Raw genomic sequence first — 19,111 nt, 5'->3', positions numbered from 1 at the left:
ATATATATAAAAGAATCTGAATCAAAATACTCTCTTTTAAATTAAATTATCACCAGCTGGTTTTCGTTTAATCCGATGGCATCCACGAGCTTGTCAAAGCGTTCATCGTCCCGGATATCCTCCCAAATAGGATTTGTCTTGATAAACAAAATGCCGCCGAGGTGCTCATCAAATGCCTGCTGCAGGTATTCGAATACTTTCTCTTTATTCCCCATCCCGAGGTGAACTACTGCGAAATCCATAGCCAGAGATATCTCTGTATCTTCTTTCTCCCGCTGTTTCAACAGTTCCAATATCTTTTCGGCCTTTTTTTCCTTGCCAAGTTTCCCGTAAATATATCCCAGTTGCGTAATTCCTTTCAGCTTATGACCTACTGATTTTCGATAATCCTCAAAGATCTCTTCCGCCTTTTCATACTCGCCCAGTGCCACGTAAGCCCATCCCTTTCCTTCAATGGCCGTACGGAAATTGGCGTCAAGGTCGAGCGTTTTATTAAACTGCTCCAGAGCTTTCTTGTTTTTGCCGGCATTGAGATAGGCTCTTGCCAGGTCTGAATTGATGGTCAGGGAAAAAGGGTCCTGAACCAGTGCTTCTTTAAGAATACGGATAGCCTGTTTGTTCTTACCCTGTACCTTTAAAAAGAGGGCATAGGCCTGCTTTACATTCGGAGACTCAGGGCCCAAGGCCAGGGCTTTCTCAAAATGCTTTGCGGCACCTTTGAAATCCCAGTGAAGCAATACTTTCACCAGTGCCAGGGCCGTATGTGAAGCGGAAATGCGGTCATCATATTCAAGGGATTTCAGTGCAGCTTTCTCCGCTTTTTCATAAGCTATATGGGATGGCATCTGTCCTATTGCTCCCAGATAGGAATACGACATCGCCAGTCCGGCATAGGCTTCGGAGTAATCGGGACATAACTCTATAGCCTCCTCGAACTGTTTAATGCTTTTCAGTACCGCTTCCGAAGTCCATTTATGCCAGTAGTACTTACCCTTCAGGTAGTGGTTATAGGCGCGAACATTATCGGTGCTCTGCTGAACCAGCTTCTCGGGTGCGGCAATTTCTTTAACATTTTCCTTTAGCTTGGCTGTGATCTTTTTGGAAATTTCATCCTGTACCTGAAAAATATCCTCCAAATCCCTGTCGAATACTTCCGACCAAATATGAAAACCGTCACTTGTGTTAATCAACTGGGCAGTAATACGTACCTGGTTTGCCGAGCGCCGCACGCTTCCTTCCAGTACATGACTTACATTGAGTTCTGTCCCAATATCACGGATATCTTTATTCTTCTGTTTAAAAGCAAAGGCCGATGTTCTAGAGGTCACATTCAGTCCCTCTACACGAGCCAGGGCATTAATGATCTCTTCGGTGATCCCGTCACTAAAATATTCATTCTCTACATTGCCGCTCATATTCACAAAAGGCAGCACGGCAATACTACGCGATGAACTACCCGTCTGTGCCTTGATGCTGGAGAGCGTGGGTACCGAAAGTCCCTTCTGCTTAACGGCAAAGACTTCCACGGCACGTTTAATGTGCTTAAGATAGTGCTTGCCTAAACTGACCGTTTCTATTCCCGGATGGCTCAAAAGCTCATCATTCACCCGGTCGCTCATCATTACGCTTCCCGGAGAGGCGAGTGATTCGATGCGCGCTGCCAGGTTCACGGCATCACCATATGCTCCTTCATCATCATAAACGATATCGCCCAGATGCAAACCTATTCGGAGCGGTACCTTTGGCTCCTTCTGAAGACGTTTCTGAATGGCTATGGCACATTTTACTGCTTCGATGGCGCTACCGAAAATACTCAGGCTACCATCCCCATAATACTGTATTACATTTCCGCGATGCAGCAGAATGCAATCTTCCAATACGGCGCGCTGGTGATCGCGGTTCTTTTTTGCCTGCTCTTCGTCCTGCTGCATCAATTCGGTGTACCCAACCATATCCGCAAACATGATTGCAGCCAGAAGACGTATGTTTTCAGTTACCATTGCTAAAATCTAAATATAATGTGACCCTTCCTGAATGTCTTTATACATGCCCCCTTACTCTCTGAGCTTGATTACATTCTATAACAAATTACGAAAGTTTCTTCTATTTATCGGTATCATAGTAAATAACAGGTACCTGACACCAATTAAAAATAGAAACCGGCTCCCGCTGTGTAGTAATAGCCCTCTTCAGAGAACCCTACAGTTACATTAATTATAGCTTTTTTATAAACACTGAACCACAATCCTCCTCCGTACCCCCGGTGCCAGGTATCAGAATCCTCCCCATCAGTCCACACCCTGCCGGTATCCAGAAAGCCTAAAGCTCCTGCCTCGCCTCCGAATATATAGTTGTACATGTCGAAGAGTTTGGTGCGGAGCTCCAGGTTGTTATACAAGCTGCTGCGACCGGCAAAACGGGTATTGATGTAGCCCCTCAGGTTGTGACGGGTACCCAAAGTATTCGAGTGGAAAAACGGGAAATCACCGATGTTATGAGCCCCTCCAATGCGGGTAGCTATGGTTACCTGCGGCGAAAGAACCGGCGAATAATAAAAACTAAGATCTGACTGCAGCTTGCTGAATGTTGCCGATGTGTTTTCGAGCCCGAAATTAATATCTGCCCGATTCTGCCAGGCAAAACCTTGCTTGGGATTTAATGCATCATCGATGCTTTTTAGGTTCAGTTCCACTTCCAATCCCCCAAACCACTGATCCTCAAACGTGTTCTCATCAATGCCTGCTTGGGGCTGTGTAATAAAACGACCCTCTTGTTCCTTGTAATTGGTCACCTCAAATGTCGGACGGATAACAAGAGTAATACCCGTCCGGAGTGTTCTCATCAAGCCTGGTGCCACCCGATACTCCGAAAAACGGGCACGATAATATTCCTCATTATCTTCGGTATTCTCTGTGTCGTTTCCGAGTCCGAAATAATTCCTGATATTGTTCGGAGACAATACCGAAACATCCAGGGTGAAGTTCCAGTCACCGAATACCTGCTTAAACTCGCCATTGTACTTTAGATTAAAGGCGCGACTGGCCGGGGCATAGTTGCCTTTGAACATGTGTTTGTGTGCCTCAGGTCCTTTACGGAATGCATACTGCTTATAGGTAAATCCGCCTCCCATAAAGAGTCCGTCATCTGTATTGCTTCCGAAAAACAGGAGGGGGTCGGTTCGACTGTAGTGATAATTGGTAGCATAACGGTATTCATGAACTCTGGGATCCGAGGAACGCCTGTCTATAACACTTCCCCTCACTAGCCAATCATTGCCTATATCCGTGTCATAAATCCGGGCTCTGCTTCGTCTATTGACCCTGGTGGAATCAATAAAGGTATCGCTTCCGGGGCCACCGATGATGCGGAGTTTTATACCGTTGTCGTAATTGCCGCTGACCTCAAAATGATCCAATCCGCTCAGTCCGTAAAGCCTTATTTCCTCGGTCTCCTCATTATTGAATACGCGATCATAAACCAACTCCCGATACACCCCTTCCCGGGTTCTCTTTTCCACCCTGACCCTTGTTTCTGACGGACTTATTCTATCGGCATAAAACCACTCGTGCTTTTCGCTTCCAACCACATCAACAGCGGTTGAAATCAACTCGAAATAATCGGCCGCCACCTCTTTGAGCTGATCCCTTCTGGTCTTCAATACCTCTATGGTATAAATACCATTGGACTCATAAACCGCAGGAGGCCACCTGCGAACGGCCTCTTCGATAATTTCATCTGTTAGACTATCCTGCATGCTGTCTGCTAAAGCCAGCCAATCATCCTTAGTCATTTGGTTGGTAAAACGTCTTGTAAGACCCAATGAATTCAGTGTCAATCCCTTTAGGTTACCGTAACGGCGACTAAACCCCTGGTACTGGTAAAAGAGATTTAACTTTCCGATGGTGGGCAAAATCCCGTTCATGCGCATAAAAGCCATGTCACGGTCGCGGGGAATAGGTTTATAAATTTTTCCTTTTTCATCCTCCGGCTCAAATGCGCCCCACCTCCATTGATCGGCGTGACGATCCCAATCAGCTATCAGTAAATCAAAGAGCCTTGCCCTTGCAAAGGCCTGCTGATCCACGTGATGATCAATATCGGCATCTACCTTCAGCAGCATTTGCCGGCTGCCCAGCACCTCCTCCGAATAGCCCATGCTTTCAACCTCACTCATATCCCCATCCGGGCGTTCTTCAAAAAGTGCAAACTCTCCCGCCATCAAGTCGGCATATTCACCCAGGCGTGAATCATCCGGCACATAGTATAACTCAGGATTGGTATGAAATACACCCACGGCATCGGACAGGTCAGGCAAGATGAATGGAGCGTATGGATGAATTATGGAAAACTGATCTTGAGCTATATCATGAGCAAAGGTGTCCTTTAGCTCATCCTCCCATATACGGCCGGCTTCTTTATCTATTGATCGCAATACGTAATCATGGCCATCTTCAGATTCCAGCCTCAGATTCGTGGTCTGACCGGTACCTCCCACCTCAGTCGGTTTTAAACCGCCTTTAACTGATCCTACATCAAATACCGGCGCTTCCACCGGAATATTCCAGATACCGCGATTATGCTCACCGGCTATCAGGCGTCCGAACCACCCCATTTTATCATACTCAGGATTTGCTGCCATTGTCAAAGTGCTGTCCTTGAGATCAGGCATCTCTTCTTTAGTAGCAGGTTCTTCCCTATTTGCAAATGGGTCGGCATAGGGAATACCCATTCTGGTTTGGAACAGCATCTTGCCTTCGTTATTATCATGTACCGGTTGCCAAAACTCCAGCCAGCTCGATCCGTCAGCATAGTAAGATACTGTGGCAAATCCTGTACTTTGCGCCGCAAAATCTGCTTCCCGGCCCTTTGCAACAAAATCAGCATCGGTACCTCCCCCACTGACAAGGTAATGCTGCCTCTCGTTTTTTCGCTCTTTTTTAAAATACTGTAGTCCGTGATCATGCCCCGAAGCATATATCAGGTCCTGATGGCCGTTAAATAATCCCAGAAGCTCCTCTTTTAGCAGGCCATAGCGGGGGTGCGCAATATCCTGGGGGTAGCCGAAAAATTTTCGGTATCCCACATAAAGACTACCGAATACGGGTGGCAGCAAATGAGTTTTAAGCGGGAAATAACCTCCATGACTGGCATTGGAAAATAAGGGATGATGTCCCAGTACCATAACATGGTCATTTCTTCTCTCAAGCAGGGTATTCTGCAGTTCCCGTAAAAAATCACCGGCATCGTTTAACATATACTCTCCGGTTTCACCGAATGGCTTGTTATCTTTTTGCAGCCACCATTGAGTATCCAGAATAATCAACCGGATATCTTCTCTAAGATCCGGATGGTCGTCTTTATCCATGAGCTCGACTTCAACAGGACCCGGGAAACCACCCTCGGGCAGAAAGACATCTTCACGATTGAGGTACTTTTCGATGTACTCTTTTTGCCGGTTTAACCCCTCCGCACCGCCGCTTAACCAGTCATGATTCCCGGGAATAAAAATCATGCGACCCTCAAAACCATCAAGTATGGACAGCTGCCTATTTAATATGTTTTCTGCCAATCTTCTGCCGGGGTGGGTTGAATCGGGCAGGCCCGAGGGATATATATTATCCCCTAAAAATATTACAGCGCTCTGCGAGCCCGCTTTATTCAGCATTTCATTTAAAAGCGCAAAAGAAGGCTCCATGGAATGTCTTGCCGGTGCGCCGGTATCGCCAATCAGAAATATCTTGTAGACCAAGTCATCGGAAGCCGGCCTCTCTGGCCTCTCCTCCTGCAGCTGCTCTTCACTGATATAATAGTTAGGAGTAGAACAGCCAATCCAGATCAGGGGCAGTCCCAGTATGAGGAGGGTTAGTTTTTTCATTGGATGTCACGAGGCCAGCCAGTTGATAATCGTATCGGTAATAATTCCTTTTCGCTGCTCAAGCAATTCACGGTAAGCCTGCTCACTCTCCTTATGCAGCAGTTCACTCATAAAAACCCTTGCACCATAAGGAAACATACAAAGAGATAGCATATTAAGCACTACCTGGTCACAGTTAACCGCCGCAATTTCATATTGTGAAGCCGCTTCCTGAAGCTGGTTTTCAAAAACTGAACTATCATAATCCATTAAATCCCTCATCAATGGTACCGTCGACTCCGGATTTTTGTTCATGGCATTTACAAGAAAATCTACCAGCGAGGGATAGATATGAAAACGATCAACCGCCTGCTCAATAAACTCCTCAATTTTAACAAAAATCGATTCATCCTTTTCAAGACAGTTCATGAGGTCACCGATTACCGTATGGTAGGCTTCGGCAAAGACCTCCTTGAAAAGATTCTCTTTGGAACCGAAATAGTAGTGTATCATAGCTTTGGTAACCCCTACATCATCGGCAATATTCTTCAGACGGGCCCCTGCAAGGCCATTGCCGGCAAACTCGTCCAATGCTGCTTCCAGTATATTTCCCCTTTGATCAGACATAAATTACCTTCCTATATTTAACTAAACAGTTAGTTAAATATAACTAACCCTAAAACGATTTAGAAAATTATTTATTAACTAACTAATTAGTTAATAAATAAAGAGAACTTATCCTTCCATACGGTTGTTTCCTTGACTCAACTTCGTAAATTACAGTTATGAAATACCTGTTATTCTTACTCACTTTATTCATTGGACAGACCGGGAGTCAGACCCCGCCTGACACAACCCGCACTGAAGATTCCTCAAACACGGTGGCTGTGATTCGGGTTGACGGATCCATATCTCCCACAACAACCAATTATATCAACCGTGGCATCAAGGAAGCCCGAGCAATGGGAGCTGAGGCATTGATTGTGGAGCTCGATACCCCGGGTGGCCTGCTTGAGTCGACTAAGAACATTGTACAATCTTTCCTGGATTCGGAAGACTTGCCCATCATGGTCTATGTAAGTCCTGAAGGAGGCTCTGCAACCAGTGCGGGTACCTTTATTACAATGGCAGCACATATAGCAGCCATGGCCCCCGCAACCACCATCGGTGCAGCCTCGCCGGTGCAAATGGGAGGCGGGCAGCAGGACTCCGTGATGACGAAGAAAATCTTTAGCTATTCCGAAAGCTTTATAGAAAGTATTGCCAACCGAAGAGATCGCAATGCAGACTGGGCCCGATCAGCTGTACGAGACGGCGAATCCATAACGGCAGAAGAGGCCCTGGAGTTGAACGTAATCAATTTAATTGCTGATAGCCGTGAAGATTTGTTGCGCCAGACAGACGGACAGATAATAAATGGGGACACCCTAAACACCAATAATGCGCGCATTGAAGAAATACCGACAAATCTTGCTGAAACGCTGCTGGCATTTATCATGCGTCCGGAGGTCATGCTCATTCTAACCATGATTGCCATTTATGGCATCATCGGTGAAGTAACCAATCCGGGTGCCATTGTTCCCGGAGTGGCCGGTGTGATAGCCCTCATATTGCTGTTGTATGCATCCGCTGCTATGCCCATCAATATCGCAGGATTTGCTCTTATCGGTCTGGCTATCGTACTATTTGTCGCTGAAGCTTTTACACCTGCTTTCGGTCTTCTCATTGCCGGCGGTGCCGTATCATTTTTCCTCGGGGCACTCATGCTATTTCAGGACCTGCCGGAATCAATGGAGCTATCCTGGGGTTGGTTAGTTCCGGCTACCGTGTTAACCACCCTGTTTTTTGTATGGATCGTTACTGAGGGCGTGCGCATTCAATTCAGCAAAGGGGTAACCGGTAAAGAATCTATGATCGGAAAACAGGCAGAAGTTGTTGACGCCATACATAACGGCACAGGACGTGTATTTTTCAACGGCGAGTACTGGACAGCTGTCAGCGATGAAGAAATTCCTGAAGGAAAATATTGTGAAATTAAAGAGGTCAGCGGCTTGAAAGTAAAAGTTAAGTCTTCGACCTGAAACACATAACTTAAATTAAACGGATACTATTATGGAAAATGGCGAAGGTTTAGTCAATTCCCTGACCTGGATTATTACGATTGCGGTACTTGCAGCAATTTTGCTGCCTCAGATGTTCAAGATATTAAGAGAATATGAACGCGCTGTAGTATTTCGACTCGGTAAATTCCAGAAAACCAAGGGACCCGGACTCATCTTTCTAATTCCTTTTATCGATAAAATTGAAAGGGTGGATCTCCGGGTACTTACCATTAACGTTGACAAGCAAGAGGTAATCACCAAGGATAACGTAACCGTAAACGTAGATGCCATTACCTTTTTCCGGGTCATCGACGCCGAGCAGGCGGTCATCCAGGTTGAACAATATATCCACGCCACTTCCATGCTGGCTCAAACTACCCTGAGAAGTATCGTGGGTCAGGTTGAACTGGATGAGCTGCTGGCGGAACGTGAAAAGGTTAACAAGAATATTCAGGAGATAATCGATCGCCAGACCGATCCCTGGGGTATCAAAGTGGTGTCGGTGGAAGTTCGTGATGTGGTACTACCCGAGAATATGAAGCGCGCCATGGCCCGACAGGCAGAAACAGAACGTGACCGGCGCGCCAAGGTTATTAATGCCGAAGGTGAATACCAAGCCGCGGAACGATTGGTGGATGCTGCCAAGATGATACAGACCGCCCCGGCCGCACTGCAATTGCGCTTTCTGCAAACCATGAATGATGTTGCAGAAGAAAATACCAGCTTTGTGTTTATGCCGATTCCACTCGACTTCATAGATGCGTTTAGAGGTTTGGGAGGCGATAAACCTATTATCTCACCTTCGGCAAAAAGTAAAGGTGATGGTGGCGGTGAAGAAGAAAATTAATCTGTATAGCTTCGGTTTACCTATTCAAGTTTGGCAACGTAATCTATGCAATGAAGCTAAGTTGCCCGTTATATGTAATCAGCTTGTATAGGAATTGTAGCAAGCGGCGGGACCCTGCTAAAAGGTATAGGAAAATCCGACGATGGCCAGCATCGGAGGTCCTCCGAAAAAATCGGTGATGGTTCCCATTCCTTTTGTGATGTAAGAGAGCTCGGTCTGGAAGGAGAGTTGTTTTCCTACCGGAAGACTAAACCCACCGTGAATTGCCGTCCACAACTCTGGAGATAGCTGCTGATCCCCGGTCCCGCCACCTCCAAAGACCTGCCGGTGAGTAGCTACACCGATCATACTGGCTCCGAATTTATAACGGAACCCGGAGTTGACGAGCCACTCAAAATTTATATTCGGTCGGATAAGCCACCAAGGCTCAGGATCAACCAAACTTCTTTGCGGATAAAAAACGATAGGCGTACAATAATAAACCCGGAATAACGCCTTCTTCTGATATAAAACAGTTCTCACTCTGATACCAACGGCTTCCTCAAAGGGAGTGAAGCCGCCAAACACACCTGCTGTAAGACGGTCCGAAATTCCATATGCATACTCCGCGGTCCCTACTATGGGAATTCCTGTCAGCATGGTGATTCGTGATTCCCCTCGCCGGTTGATAACATGATCAAAGCTATAGGTTTTTGCCGGAATTTCCTCTGGAAACTGGTAGGCCGCAACTGGTGAGGGAACAAGGTAGAACAGCAGCCCTGTTAATACCAGCAGTTTGGAGATCATTTTTGACGGATTATCCCTATGGCTTTCCATAACAGTCACCTTTGAGTTGGTTCATCATTCAAAGTCAAGCTATAAACAAGGCAAAGGCCAAATACGACAATCATTGGGGAGAAATGTGTCATTCCAACGGCAGCGGTTTGCAGTTGTAATTGATATGCCAACTGCGCTTATTAGGGTAATCACTATCATAAAAGCCTGCTTATGTCACTCTATGCCCAGTCATCCGTTGTTCTTATCGTTCTGCTGCATTTCAGTTTCATGGTTCTAGAGATGTTTCTGTGGGATAAACCGGTAGGTCTCAAGATTTTCAATCATAGCAAAGAACTTGCCGCAAAAACCAAAGTCCTCGCTGCCAACCAGGGTCTCTATAACGGTTTTTTAGCTGCGGGACTCATTTGGGGATTGTTTCGCGGAAGCCATGGAATAGAGACCGTACTTTTCTTTCTGGCCTGTATATTAGTCGCCGGAATTTTCGGTGCTGTAACAGCTAAAAAATCTATCTTATACATTCAGGCCTTTCCGGCTGCAATAGCAATTCTGTTGATCCATTTTACCTGATTCCCGGGTTGCGATTTGCTGCACCATTTGTAAATTGGCAAAGAGATTCCATCTTCAGGATGGCTCACAGGCGAAGTAATTCCTTAGGTAAGTAATCTTATACAAGCTATGAATAAAGTTCGATGGGGTGTTTTAAGTACAGCAAAAATTGCAGTGAAAGATGTTATACCGGCGATGCAACAGGGTACCAATTCCAAGGTAGTTGCTATAGCCTCCCGGGACCCGGAAAAAGCTGAGAAGGTGGCCGATAAACTTGGCATCGAAAAAGCTTATGGTAGCTATGAAAAGCTCCTGGAAAGTAATGAGGTGGACGCTGTGTATAATCCCTTGCCCAACCATCTCCATGTTAACTGGTCCATTAAAGCATTACAGGCAGGTAAACATGTGCTCTGCGAAAAACCGATTGCCCTCTCACATGTAGAAGCACAACAACTGCTGTTTGAAGCCCGAAAATATCCCGGCCTAAAAATTATGGAAGCCTTTATGTATCGCCATCATCCTCGATGGAAAAAAGTCCGTGAGTTGATACGTTCAGGTGCCATCGGTGAACTTAAAACGGTGAGATCATTTTTTTCATATTTCAATGATGACCCCGATAATATACGTAACAAGCCGGAAATGGGAGGTGGCAGTCTCATGGACATAGGATGCTATTGCATTTCAGTCCCTCGTTTCCTGTTTGAAGATGAACCGACAAGGGTGATCGGCTCCATGGAAATAGATCCTGAATTAAAAATTGAGCGTCTCACATCTGCGATTCTTTCTTTCCCATCCGGTTCAGCCACCTTTACCTCTGCCACCCAGCTTACACGCCATCAAAGCGTTTCAGTATTCGGAACTGAAGGAAAGATTGAGATACCCATGCCCTTTAATCCGACATCCGAAATTCCCACGGTACTTCATCTCGAAAATAACACCGGTGAGGAGGAGATAAGTTTTGAACCTTGCAACCAGTATACTCTTCAGGGTGACCACTTTTCCAAAGCTATAATCGATGATAGCAACGTGCCCACCGGACTTGAAGATGCCGTAGCCAATATGAAAGTGATAGATGCCCTCAACGAAAGCAATAACGAAGGTGGCTGGGTGAGCTGCTAAGTGCTCCTTGCAAATTATACAGAAGCTTAATAGCCCTCTTCAATAATATTGCTGAAACCGGATCGTACGCCCCATCCGGATGATCAATATTTATTCACCGGTAATCCGGTCAATAAGCTTACCAAAACGCTCCCGACTAAATTCAAATGCCGGCTCCTGGTGCTTAAAGCCGGTCACGCGCGTAGAATCCTCATTGAATGTTAAGTTATAGGTCCACACCATGGGTGCCTGTTGCGTACTAAACCAAAGATCTGACCGGCCGAAACGGATATCATGCATCTTAAAATGATCCTCACTTTTTTCAGCAAGAAAGTACCCGTGGGAGAACCATAGGATGCGTTCAACCGGCAACTGCTCTTTATAGGGTTGTACCAATTCCCGGTTCATATCAAGTTTTCGAAATGTTATGTCTGTATCATCATCAAAGATCGAGTAGAGTCCGGTATAAATTTTATCCCCGGATATGGCATAGCCCACCCAGAGAAACTCAGTTAGCGGCATTGGAGTGGTCATAAACCGTTCGACCGAAATCTGCTGCTCCTCAAAGTTTTGTTCAAATACAGTATCCACGTGGTTTTTGATCCCGAAACCGGCCAGCATATACAGGGAACTCAATCCGAGTCCGATATAATTTGCCCATCTTCGGGCTGAACCCCATCTCATGAAGAGTGCAGTAACAATTCCAATTAAAAGGGGGAGGGTGTAAAAAGGATCAATGATAAAGATGGTATTGAAACTCAGAGAATAGTTGCTGAATGGTTGAAAGACCTGTGTTCCATACCCTGTGCAGGCATCAATAAAAATATGGGTCAGTATGGTAAGAAAAACCATTAGACTCCAGTCTCTCCAGGATGCCGGACCTGTTTTATACTTGCGATAGAGCATATAACCGAACACAGGTGCTGCCACGACGCTAAAAAAGAGCGAATGGCTGATCCCACGGTGAATGATAATTTCCTGCACCTCGGATACAAATGGATTTGCCAGCACATCCAGATCGGGCAGTACCCCGAATGCAGCACCCCATGCAGCTCCCTTATTGCCTATTTTCTTGCCCAGCACCGCCTCGCCGACGGCAGCGCCCAGGGTAACTTGTGTTAGGGTATCCAATGCTAGGTGTCTGTAATGTTATTGTGAATTAGTGTGATTACTTAAAGCCTGACCGGCAGATGAATACGCATAAACCACGATCTGAAGTCCGACCATTCCCTGAATCTAATCTGTGTGGGTATATGTAATATTCAAATACTTCTCGAGAAGAGTAATCTATTAGTCAGGAAATGGGTTCAATTTTGTCCATAAAATCCTGCTTGTAATAACGCCCTATGGGTATGACGGCATCTTCAATCTTTATCTGGTTTCCTACAATCTTATCGATACGGGCAATATTGACAATGTAGGATTTATGGACCCTGGCAAAGCTTTGATCAGGCAGCATATTCTGCCAGTGCTTTAAGGTTTGCAGTAGCATCAGGTTCTCACCATCCCTGACGATATTCACATAATCTTTGTCTGACTCAATGTATTTAATATTATTGAAATCCACCCGGTGTAGCGTTTTATCTACTTTTACAAAAGCATACCGGTGCTGATAGTCCCAACCGGGTCCTGCCGATTCCGATTCCCGGTTGCCTGTTTCCGCTTTTAACTTTGAAAGAGCCTGTATAAATCGCTCGAAGGAAAAAGGCTTAAGCAGGTAGTCTACCACGTCTAGCTCAAAGCCCTCATGAGCATAATCAGGATAAGCAGTGGTGATAATTACTTTCGGTGGATTTTTCAGAGACCTGAGAAAATTCAATCCCGATATTTTGGGCAGATTGATATCCAGAAATAGCAGGTCGATATCCTGCGACTGAACGGTTGCCAGTGCGTCCATTGCACTTTTAAAGGTACCGCATAGCTCAAGATAGGGGACATCGGAAATATAATTCTTAAGCACACGCTGGGCAGGCAGCTCGTCCTCAATGATCAAACATTTCAGGTTCATTTACACTAAGATCTAATGACAGTTCAACAACAAAGAAATTATTTTCCTTGGATATGTTCAGGTTGTGCTTATCGTGGTAAATCAATTTTAAACGTTTCTTTACGTTTTGTAAACCTATACCCGTTTCGCGACCGTTTTTATTTGCCAATGAAGGTCCGCCATCTTCCGAATAGGAGTTACGCGAAACAAAGTTAAGCATCCCATCAGTGATATCCAGCTTGATATCTATAACAATATTATCCACTTCTGTCTGCATACTGTGTTTAAAACTGTTTTCCACGAAAGCTACCAGTAAGAGAGGTGCAATACTGTAATTTTCCGGGTTGCCGGTTACCGTCAGGGAAACATCCCCCCTACCTTCCAGCCGAAGTTTCTGCAGCTCTATAAAATCTTCGAGGTATCGAATTTCCTTATCGAGTCTCACAAACTGGTTTTCCTCCTCATTGAGCATATAGCGCATAATGTCCGAGAGTTTCAGCAACATTTCCGGCACTTTTTCCGACTTCTCCAGTGCGTAGGAGTAGATATTATTCAGATTATTAAACAGCACATGAGGATTTACCTGCGACTTCAGGAATTTAAGTTCACTGGCTATTTTTTCGTTTTCAAGCTCGTTCATCTGCTGCTGCTTTTTCTGGTAATCCCAAATCAGTTTAAAGGTACTGAACAGAATAAGCACGAAGCCTATTTTGGAAGCAGACCACTGCAGTCCCGACATTGTCAATTCTGCTCCCCGCGTATCCGGGAAAAAGAGATATTCGAGTATTGACTCTTCAAAAAGTGCTCCAAGAGCAATTGTTGCAAGAACCAGCAGGGAGAACAGTGCATATTTGCTTTTGTGCAAAAAACGGGGGATAAGCACGTAATTGTTGAGCAAAGCCAGCATTAAGTAGCTTGCTTTAATAGCGAGTTCAGAGGGAGCAAGGCTGTAAGCATATCGCTCCGGAACCACCAGGTAAGGAATGATCAGGTATATCACCCAGAGTAAAAGTGTCAGTTGCAGTTCTCGGGAGAAGAGCCCTTTTCGATTTTTTTGTGCGTTCATCTGTATACGTATCTGATTATGTAGCTTAAAAAAACGGTGAGAAACGCATTTTCCAACTTTATCCGATGAGATGCACCTATCAATCTATAAACGTACCTCATTAGAAGATAAACGGTAAATCATGTAAAATTCGTCGTTTATCCCCAATACCTCCCTGTATGCAGATGATATTATGTTTCCACCATTCTGATAGCTAATTATCTGACCATTTAACAGAGTCAGCGTAAAACTTTTTACAAAATCAAAGAACGATTTGAACCCACGTTGGATTCATCTATTCCATCGTTGCACTTAAATCTATCCTTTTAAATCCAAAAAGATGCCTAAAAAAATATATTCAATCACAAACAAAACGATCAGTTTGCTAGCTGTAGCGGCCGTATTACTGGCTTTCTCAGCTTGCAGCAATCCGGAAGAAAGTCAGGGAGAAGGCGGACCGGCGGCATCCTATGAAAATATCCCGGCTGTAGAAGCTGTACAGGCTCGTTTTGGCTCACTGCCGTTATCAGAACGATTGAGCGGAACCGTGATCGCCAAAAATCAGGTACAGCTATATCCGGAAATTAGTGGCAGGATTTCAGAAGTCATTGTTCAGAACGGTGAGAAGGTATCAAAAGGAGCCCCACTGGTTCGTATTGAAGACAACCAGTACCGTGAACAAGTGCAGCAGGCCGAAGCCGGACTCAATATCAGTAAGGCCCAGCTAAAGCAGGCTCAATCCAGACTCAATGAGCTGCAAGCCCAATATAAACGAACAAAAGTACTGTCAGAAAAGGAATTGTCCAGTGATTTGGAAATGGAAAGATTGGAAGCGCAGATGGAATCCGCCCGGGCTGACGTAGAGCTTGCCGAAGCCCAGGTTCAGCAGGCCGAATCCACGCTTCAGGAGCGAAGAGACCTCTTGTCAAGAACTGTGATCCGGGCACCTATCAGCGGTACCGTAGGACAACGTAATGCCGAGATCGGAATGCAGGTAAGTACAGGCACTCAGTTATTCATCATTGGTGATTTGGATGAACTTCGGATTGAGGTGGTACTCACAGAGAATATGCTTAAGAATATAGAAGTCGGTCAAACGGCACGCATCTATGCCTCAGGAACAGATGAGACCGCTGGCAGTTCACCGACGGTATTGACCGCTCAACTCTCCAGAATTTCTCCATTCCTTAACAATGTTACCAGAAGCACCGAGGCCGAAATTGATGTCAAAAACCAAAATAATATGCTTCGACCCGGGATGTTCGTGGCTGTAGACATTCTCTATGGAGAAAGTACTCAGGCTACCTTAATTCCGACCAGTGCCCTTTACACCGACCCAAATACCGGTAATGAAGGCGTTTACGTTGCAACTTCATTGGGCAGTGAAGTCGAGGTCATTGAAGATTCGTCTAACTCTGAAGAACCTTCCGCGCTCACTCAACCAATTGATGTTCAGTTCAAGCCTGTCAATGTTATTGCGGAAGGCCGTATGGAACTTGGTGTTTCCGGTGTTGAGTCTGGAAGTTGGATAGTAACAGTCGGTCAGAACCTGCTCTCGCAGGGACGATCTCAGGCCAGGATACGTACCAGCTCCTGGGATAGAATTCTGACTCTTCAGGGACTTCAACGACAAGATCTCCTTCGAGATGTGCTGAATGAACAGAAGTCCAGACAACAAACCATGTAATTTTACCAATATGTCTCTAACAAGTACCTCCATAAAACGACCGATTGCCACGACAATGGCATTTCTGATTATCATTGTCTTGGGAGTGATGTCATTCCGCTACCTGCCGGTTGACCTTCTACCGCCAATTGAGTACCCACAGCTTTCGGTTTCCACCGACTATCCCAATGTAGGTCCTGAAGAAATTGAAAAAATTATAACCCAGCGGGTTGAAAACGCCATAGCAGGTATTCCGGGTGTAGAACGTGTTCGCTCAAGTTCCGAAGAGGGTGAAAGCCGTGTGACGTTGGAATTTGCGCAGGGATCCGATCTTGATGTAGCTGCCAATGAAGTACGAGCCGCCTTAGACCGGTTGCGCGACGAATTGCCGCCGGAAGCCGAACCGCCGCAAATTAGAAAGTTTGATCCCAACAATTTCCCTGTAGTCATTGTCGGGGCCAACTCCGATATGGACCTGCAGGTACTGACCCAGGTTCTGGAAAGAGAGGTTACCAAACGCTTTGAACAAATTTCGGGCGTAGGTTCCATAGGTATATGGGGCGGAGTATACAAAGAGGTAAAAGTTGAATTAAAGCGAGACCGTCTGATCGCCAGCGGACTCTCCTCGGTACAGGTTCAACAGGCTATCGCCAGTGAAAATGTAAATCTTCCGGGCGGTAACGTAAACTCCGGGGTTCAGCAGCTTTATGTTCGCACCCTGGGCGAATATCAGTCACTGGACCAAATATCCAATACGATCATTACCGTAGTTGATGGCAAACCCATCCGGGTTAAAGACGTAGCCGAAGTACAGTGGGGTTATGAAGATCTCAACAGGCTGGTTACCATTGACGACAAACCGATGGTCCGGTTCGGCATCCGCAAGCAGTCAGGAGCTAATACGGTTGCCGTAGCTGAAGACATTCGTGCCGAAATCGACAGAATTAATGCTGAGAGATCGGATATGGAGCTCTTCGTAACTACCGACCAAAGTGAATTTATACAAAGCTCCATCGATAACGTCCAAAGTTCTGCCATATGGGGTTCTCTGCTCGCCGTATTCATACTCTACCTGTTTTTGAGAAACGGATCTTCCACGGCGATCATCGCTGTTTCTATCCCTATCTCTATTATTGCGACGTTTTCACTGCTCTATTTTAACGGTCTTACGCTTAATCAGATGAGTTTTGGTGGGCTTGCCCTGGGGGTTGGTCTCATTGTGGATAATGCCATCGTTGTGCTCGAGAATATTGTGAGGCTTCGGGAAGAGAAGGGTAAAGATCTTGAAGAGAGCTCCCTGGTAGGAACACGTGAGGTTGGTGGCGCTATTATTGCATCCACCCTGACCACTTCGGTAATTTTCCTGCCGGTAGTATTTATGCAGACCATCACAGGAATCATTTTCCAGCAACTGGCTTTAGTGGTTGTCTTCGCACTGCTCTGTTCGCTCTTCGTGGCGCTTACACTGGTACCTATGCTCTGCAGCAAGTTCCTTACCATTAAACCCGAAGACTCAAATAATACTAGAAAGAAGGGTTGGTTCCAGCGTTATTTCAGATTACTGGAACACAAGTATTCCAAGCTGATTGAGAAGACTCTTAACCGTAAAGCACTGGTATTCGGAATTACCGGGGTTCTGGTAATCGGCAGCTTCCTGGTTGTACCCTACATACCGATGGAATTGGCCCCGCAGTCGGATGCCGATGAAATCGATGTTGATTTTGAAATGGCTGAAGGCACTAATATAGCGGTGCAGAACCAGTATCTGAAAGAGCTCGAAAAAGTGGTTCGCGCCTCACTGCCTATGGAAGATGTAGAGCACTTGACGACCGACGTTCGTGACGGCAGGGCAGAAGTTGAAATCGCTATGGTTGAGGCATCGGAAAGAGGTATCAGCACCTCTGAACTTGCCGATCAGATAAGAAAAAAAGTGCAGGGCATTATCCCGGGCGGTGATATCCGTGTGGACGCCCAGTCCGGGCTATGGATACTTCGCAGAATCTTCGGTTCCGGTGGAGGTGAAGATGTGGAAGTTCAGTTGCGAGGATACAATCTGGAACAGGCTGAAGAAATTTCAAAGCAAATAAAACTTCGTATTGAAGAGATACCTGAAATCAATGGCGTTCGCGTTGACCGACGGGAAGGACGTCCGGAACAGAATATCCGTTTCGATCGCGAAAAAATTGCCGATCTGGGACTGACCGTGCGTGAAGTGGCACAGGTAATACAAACCAATGTGGGTGGAAGCCGCTCAGGTACCTTCCGTGTTGGAGGAGATGAATTTCCTATTAATGTCAGGCTGCAGCCCAAAGACCGCTTGAGTACCACTGACCTGGAGAATATTTCCATACGTACGCCTGAGGGTCAGGTACTTCCCGTTTCAGCTGTAGTCACCAAGAAGATGGGACGCGGTCCGACAGATATTAACCGAGTGAACAGCCAGCGCGTATCCTACATCTCCGCGACGCTTGAAAGCGGCGTGCCTCTGGGTGTGGCGGTTGAAAAAATTCAGGCAAAGCTGGCCGACATGCAGTTGCCCGAAGGTTTCTCCATTGTCTATGGCGGGGAATACGAAGAACAGCAAAAAGCCGCAGCCGATTTCCAGCTTTCCATACTTATGGCACTGGTTCTCATATATATGGTTATGGCCGGACAGTTTGAGCGTTTCTTTGATCCGCTAATCGTAATGTTTTCGGTTCCACTTGCCGTCATCGGAGTGGTTCCCACCCTGTTGCTTACCGGTACCACAATCAACATGCAGAGCCTGATGGGCATCATCATGCTGATCGGTATCGTGGTAAATAATGCCATTGTACTGATTGACTATATTAACCTGATGCGCAGAGAGCGAGGTATGAGCGTATATGATGCCGTTGTCCAGGCGGGTAAGCTGAGATTGAGACCAATTCTTATGACGACCCTTACCACGGTTCTGGGATTGCTTCCTCTTTCCTTCGGTATTGGCGCCGGTGCGGAACTGCAGGCATCCCTGGCTCGAGTAGTTATCGGCGGACTGATTGCCTCCACCATGGTTACCCTGATTTTCATTCCCGTGGTTTACGTAAGCATGGAGAGTGTACTCGCTAAAGCAAAAGCCCGGTGGTTTGCCTTCAGAGGTCAAAAACAGTTTAGTACGGCTAAGGCACAAGCTTAACACAAGCTTTATACCCGTTTTGTACAACTTTATCT

13 protein-coding genes are annotated in these 19,111 nt (G+C 46.0%); 6 read left to right on the top strand and 7 right to left on the bottom strand.

Going from position 1 to position 19,111, the window contains the following annotated elements:
• Window positions 1-41 precede the first annotated feature (41 nt).
• From G3570_RS15035 to G3570_RS15025, 3 genes are all read right to left on the bottom strand, one after another.
• A complete protein-coding gene (locus G3570_RS15035) occupies window positions 42-2,000 on the bottom strand; it encodes an adenylate/guanylate cyclase domain-containing protein (RefSeq protein ID WP_165143647.1) in 1,959 nt (652 codons plus the stop codon).
• A 146-nt stretch (window positions 2,001-2,146) separates the two neighbouring features.
• Window positions 2,147-5,875: a metallophosphoesterase gene (locus G3570_RS15030; protein ID WP_165143646.1), complete on the bottom strand. Its 3,729-nt coding sequence runs from the start codon at window positions 5,873-5,875 to the stop codon at window positions 2,147-2,149.
• Between the two features lie 6 nt (window positions 5,876-5,881).
• Window positions 5,882-6,481 carry a TetR/AcrR family transcriptional regulator gene (locus G3570_RS15025; protein ID WP_165143645.1) on the bottom strand — a complete coding sequence of 200 codons (600 nt, stop codon included), beginning with the start codon at window positions 6,479-6,481 and terminating at the stop codon, window positions 5,882-5,884.
• A 158-nt stretch (window positions 6,482-6,639) separates the two neighbouring features.
• Here G3570_RS15025 and G3570_RS15020 point away from each other — a divergent pair, with 158 nt between their 5' ends.
• Together G3570_RS15020 and G3570_RS15015 are read left to right on the top strand one after the other, a co-directional pair.
• Window positions 6,640-7,935 (top strand): NfeD family protein, encoded by a 1,296-nt coding sequence (locus tag G3570_RS15020; protein WP_165143644.1) that lies wholly within the window; start codon window positions 6,640-6,642, stop codon window positions 7,933-7,935.
• A gap of 31 nt (window positions 7,936-7,966) precedes the next feature.
• Window positions 7,967-8,803: a slipin family protein gene (locus tag G3570_RS15015; protein ID WP_165143643.1), complete on the top strand. Its 837-nt coding sequence runs from the start codon at window positions 7,967-7,969 to the stop codon at window positions 8,801-8,803.
• Window positions 8,804-8,920: 117 nt separating this feature from the next.
• Here the strand turns inward: G3570_RS15015 and G3570_RS15010 are convergent, their stop codons facing one another.
• Entirely contained in the window at window positions 8,921-9,619 is a 699-nt protein-coding gene (locus tag G3570_RS15010; protein ID WP_165143642.1) for a hypothetical protein, read from the bottom strand.
• Between the two features lie 171 nt (window positions 9,620-9,790).
• Here G3570_RS15010 and G3570_RS15005 point away from each other — a divergent pair, with 171 nt between their 5' ends.
• The gene (locus tag G3570_RS15005) at window positions 9,791-10,147 is read left to right on the top strand and encodes a DUF1304 domain-containing protein (protein WP_165143641.1); all 357 of its coding nucleotides are present in this window, start codon (window positions 9,791-9,793) and stop codon (window positions 10,145-10,147) included.
• A gap of 108 nt (window positions 10,148-10,255) precedes the next feature.
• Entirely contained in the window at window positions 10,256-11,245 is a 990-nt protein-coding gene (locus G3570_RS15000; RefSeq protein ID WP_165143640.1) for a Gfo/Idh/MocA family protein, read from the top strand.
• Window positions 11,246-11,335: 90 nt separating this feature from the next.
• On the opposite strand, the gene G3570_RS14995 is transcribed toward G3570_RS15000, so the two are convergent.
• From G3570_RS14995 to G3570_RS14985, 3 genes are all read right to left on the bottom strand, one after another.
• Window positions 11,336-12,355 carry a metal-dependent hydrolase gene (locus G3570_RS14995; protein WP_165143639.1) on the bottom strand — a complete coding sequence of 340 codons (1,020 nt, stop codon included), beginning with the start codon at window positions 12,353-12,355 and terminating at the stop codon, window positions 11,336-11,338.
• Between the two features lie 163 nt (window positions 12,356-12,518).
• Complete coding sequence (locus tag G3570_RS14990; protein WP_249067154.1) at window positions 12,519-13,232, bottom strand: LytR/AlgR family response regulator transcription factor; 714 nt, start codon at window positions 13,230-13,232, stop codon at window positions 12,519-12,521.
• Window positions 13,207-14,277, bottom strand: a complete 1,071-nt coding sequence (locus G3570_RS14985) for a sensor histidine kinase (protein ID WP_165143638.1) — start codon at window positions 14,275-14,277, stop codon at window positions 13,207-13,209. The genes G3570_RS14990 and G3570_RS14985 overlap by 26 nt, the downstream gene beginning before the upstream one ends.
• Before the next feature lie 319 nt (window positions 14,278-14,596).
• Between G3570_RS14985 and G3570_RS14980 the strand changes: the two genes are divergently transcribed.
• Both G3570_RS14980 and G3570_RS14975 read left to right on the top strand, forming a co-directional pair.
• Window positions 14,597-15,943 carry an efflux RND transporter periplasmic adaptor subunit gene (locus G3570_RS14980; RefSeq protein ID WP_165143637.1) on the top strand — a complete coding sequence of 449 codons (1,347 nt, stop codon included), beginning with the start codon at window positions 14,597-14,599 and terminating at the stop codon, window positions 15,941-15,943.
• Window positions 15,944-15,953: 10 nt separating this feature from the next.
• Window positions 15,954-19,076: an efflux RND transporter permease subunit gene (locus G3570_RS14975; protein ID WP_165143636.1), complete on the top strand. Its 3,123-nt coding sequence runs from the start codon at window positions 15,954-15,956 to the stop codon at window positions 19,074-19,076.
• The last annotated feature ends 35 nt before the right edge of the window (window positions 19,077-19,111 follow it).

This window comes from Halalkalibaculum roseum (assembly GCF_011059145.1).
Taxonomy (GTDB): domain Bacteria; phylum Bacteroidota; class Rhodothermia; order Balneolales; family Balneolaceae; genus Halalkalibaculum; species Halalkalibaculum roseum.
The sequence above is the reverse complement of the archived record's forward strand: the minus strand, read 5'-3'. Positions and strand labels throughout refer to the sequence as shown.

Excerpts from the sequence above, each read along its gene's own strand:
- G3570_RS14975 (WP_165143636.1), top strand. The coding sequence starts at position 15,954 with ATGTCTCTAACAAGTACCTCCATAAAACGACCGATTGCCACGACAATG.
- G3570_RS14990 (WP_249067154.1), bottom strand. The coding sequence starts at position 13,232 with ATGAACCTGAAATGTTTGATCATTGAGGACGAGCTGCCTGCCCAGCGT.
- G3570_RS15015 (WP_165143643.1), top strand. The coding sequence starts at position 7,967 with ATGGAAAATGGCGAAGGTTTAGTCAATTCCCTGACCTGGATTATTACG.
- G3570_RS15000 (WP_165143640.1), top strand. The coding sequence starts at position 10,256 with ATGAATAAAGTTCGATGGGGTGTTTTAAGTACAGCAAAAATTGCAGTG.
- G3570_RS14980 (WP_165143637.1), top strand. The coding sequence starts at position 14,597 with ATGCCTAAAAAAATATATTCAATCACAAACAAAACGATCAGTTTGCTA.
- G3570_RS15020 (WP_165143644.1), top strand. The coding sequence starts at position 6,640 with ATGAAATACCTGTTATTCTTACTCACTTTATTCATTGGACAGACCGGG.
- G3570_RS15035 (WP_165143647.1), bottom strand. The coding sequence starts at position 2,000 with ATGGTAACTGAAAACATACGTCTTCTGGCTGCAATCATGTTTGCGGAT.
- G3570_RS15005 (WP_165143641.1), top strand. The coding sequence starts at position 9,791 with ATGTCACTCTATGCCCAGTCATCCGTTGTTCTTATCGTTCTGCTGCAT.
- G3570_RS15010 (WP_165143642.1), bottom strand. The coding sequence starts at position 9,619 with ATGGAAAGCCATAGGGATAATCCGTCAAAAATGATCTCCAAACTGCTG.
- G3570_RS15030 (WP_165143646.1), bottom strand. The coding sequence starts at position 5,875 with ATGAAAAAACTAACCCTCCTCATACTGGGACTGCCCCTGATCTGGATT.
- G3570_RS14985 (WP_165143638.1), bottom strand. The coding sequence starts at position 14,277 with ATGAACGCACAAAAAAATCGAAAAGGGCTCTTCTCCCGAGAACTGCAA.
- G3570_RS15025 (WP_165143645.1), bottom strand. The coding sequence starts at position 6,481 with ATGTCTGATCAAAGGGGAAATATACTGGAAGCAGCATTGGACGAGTTT.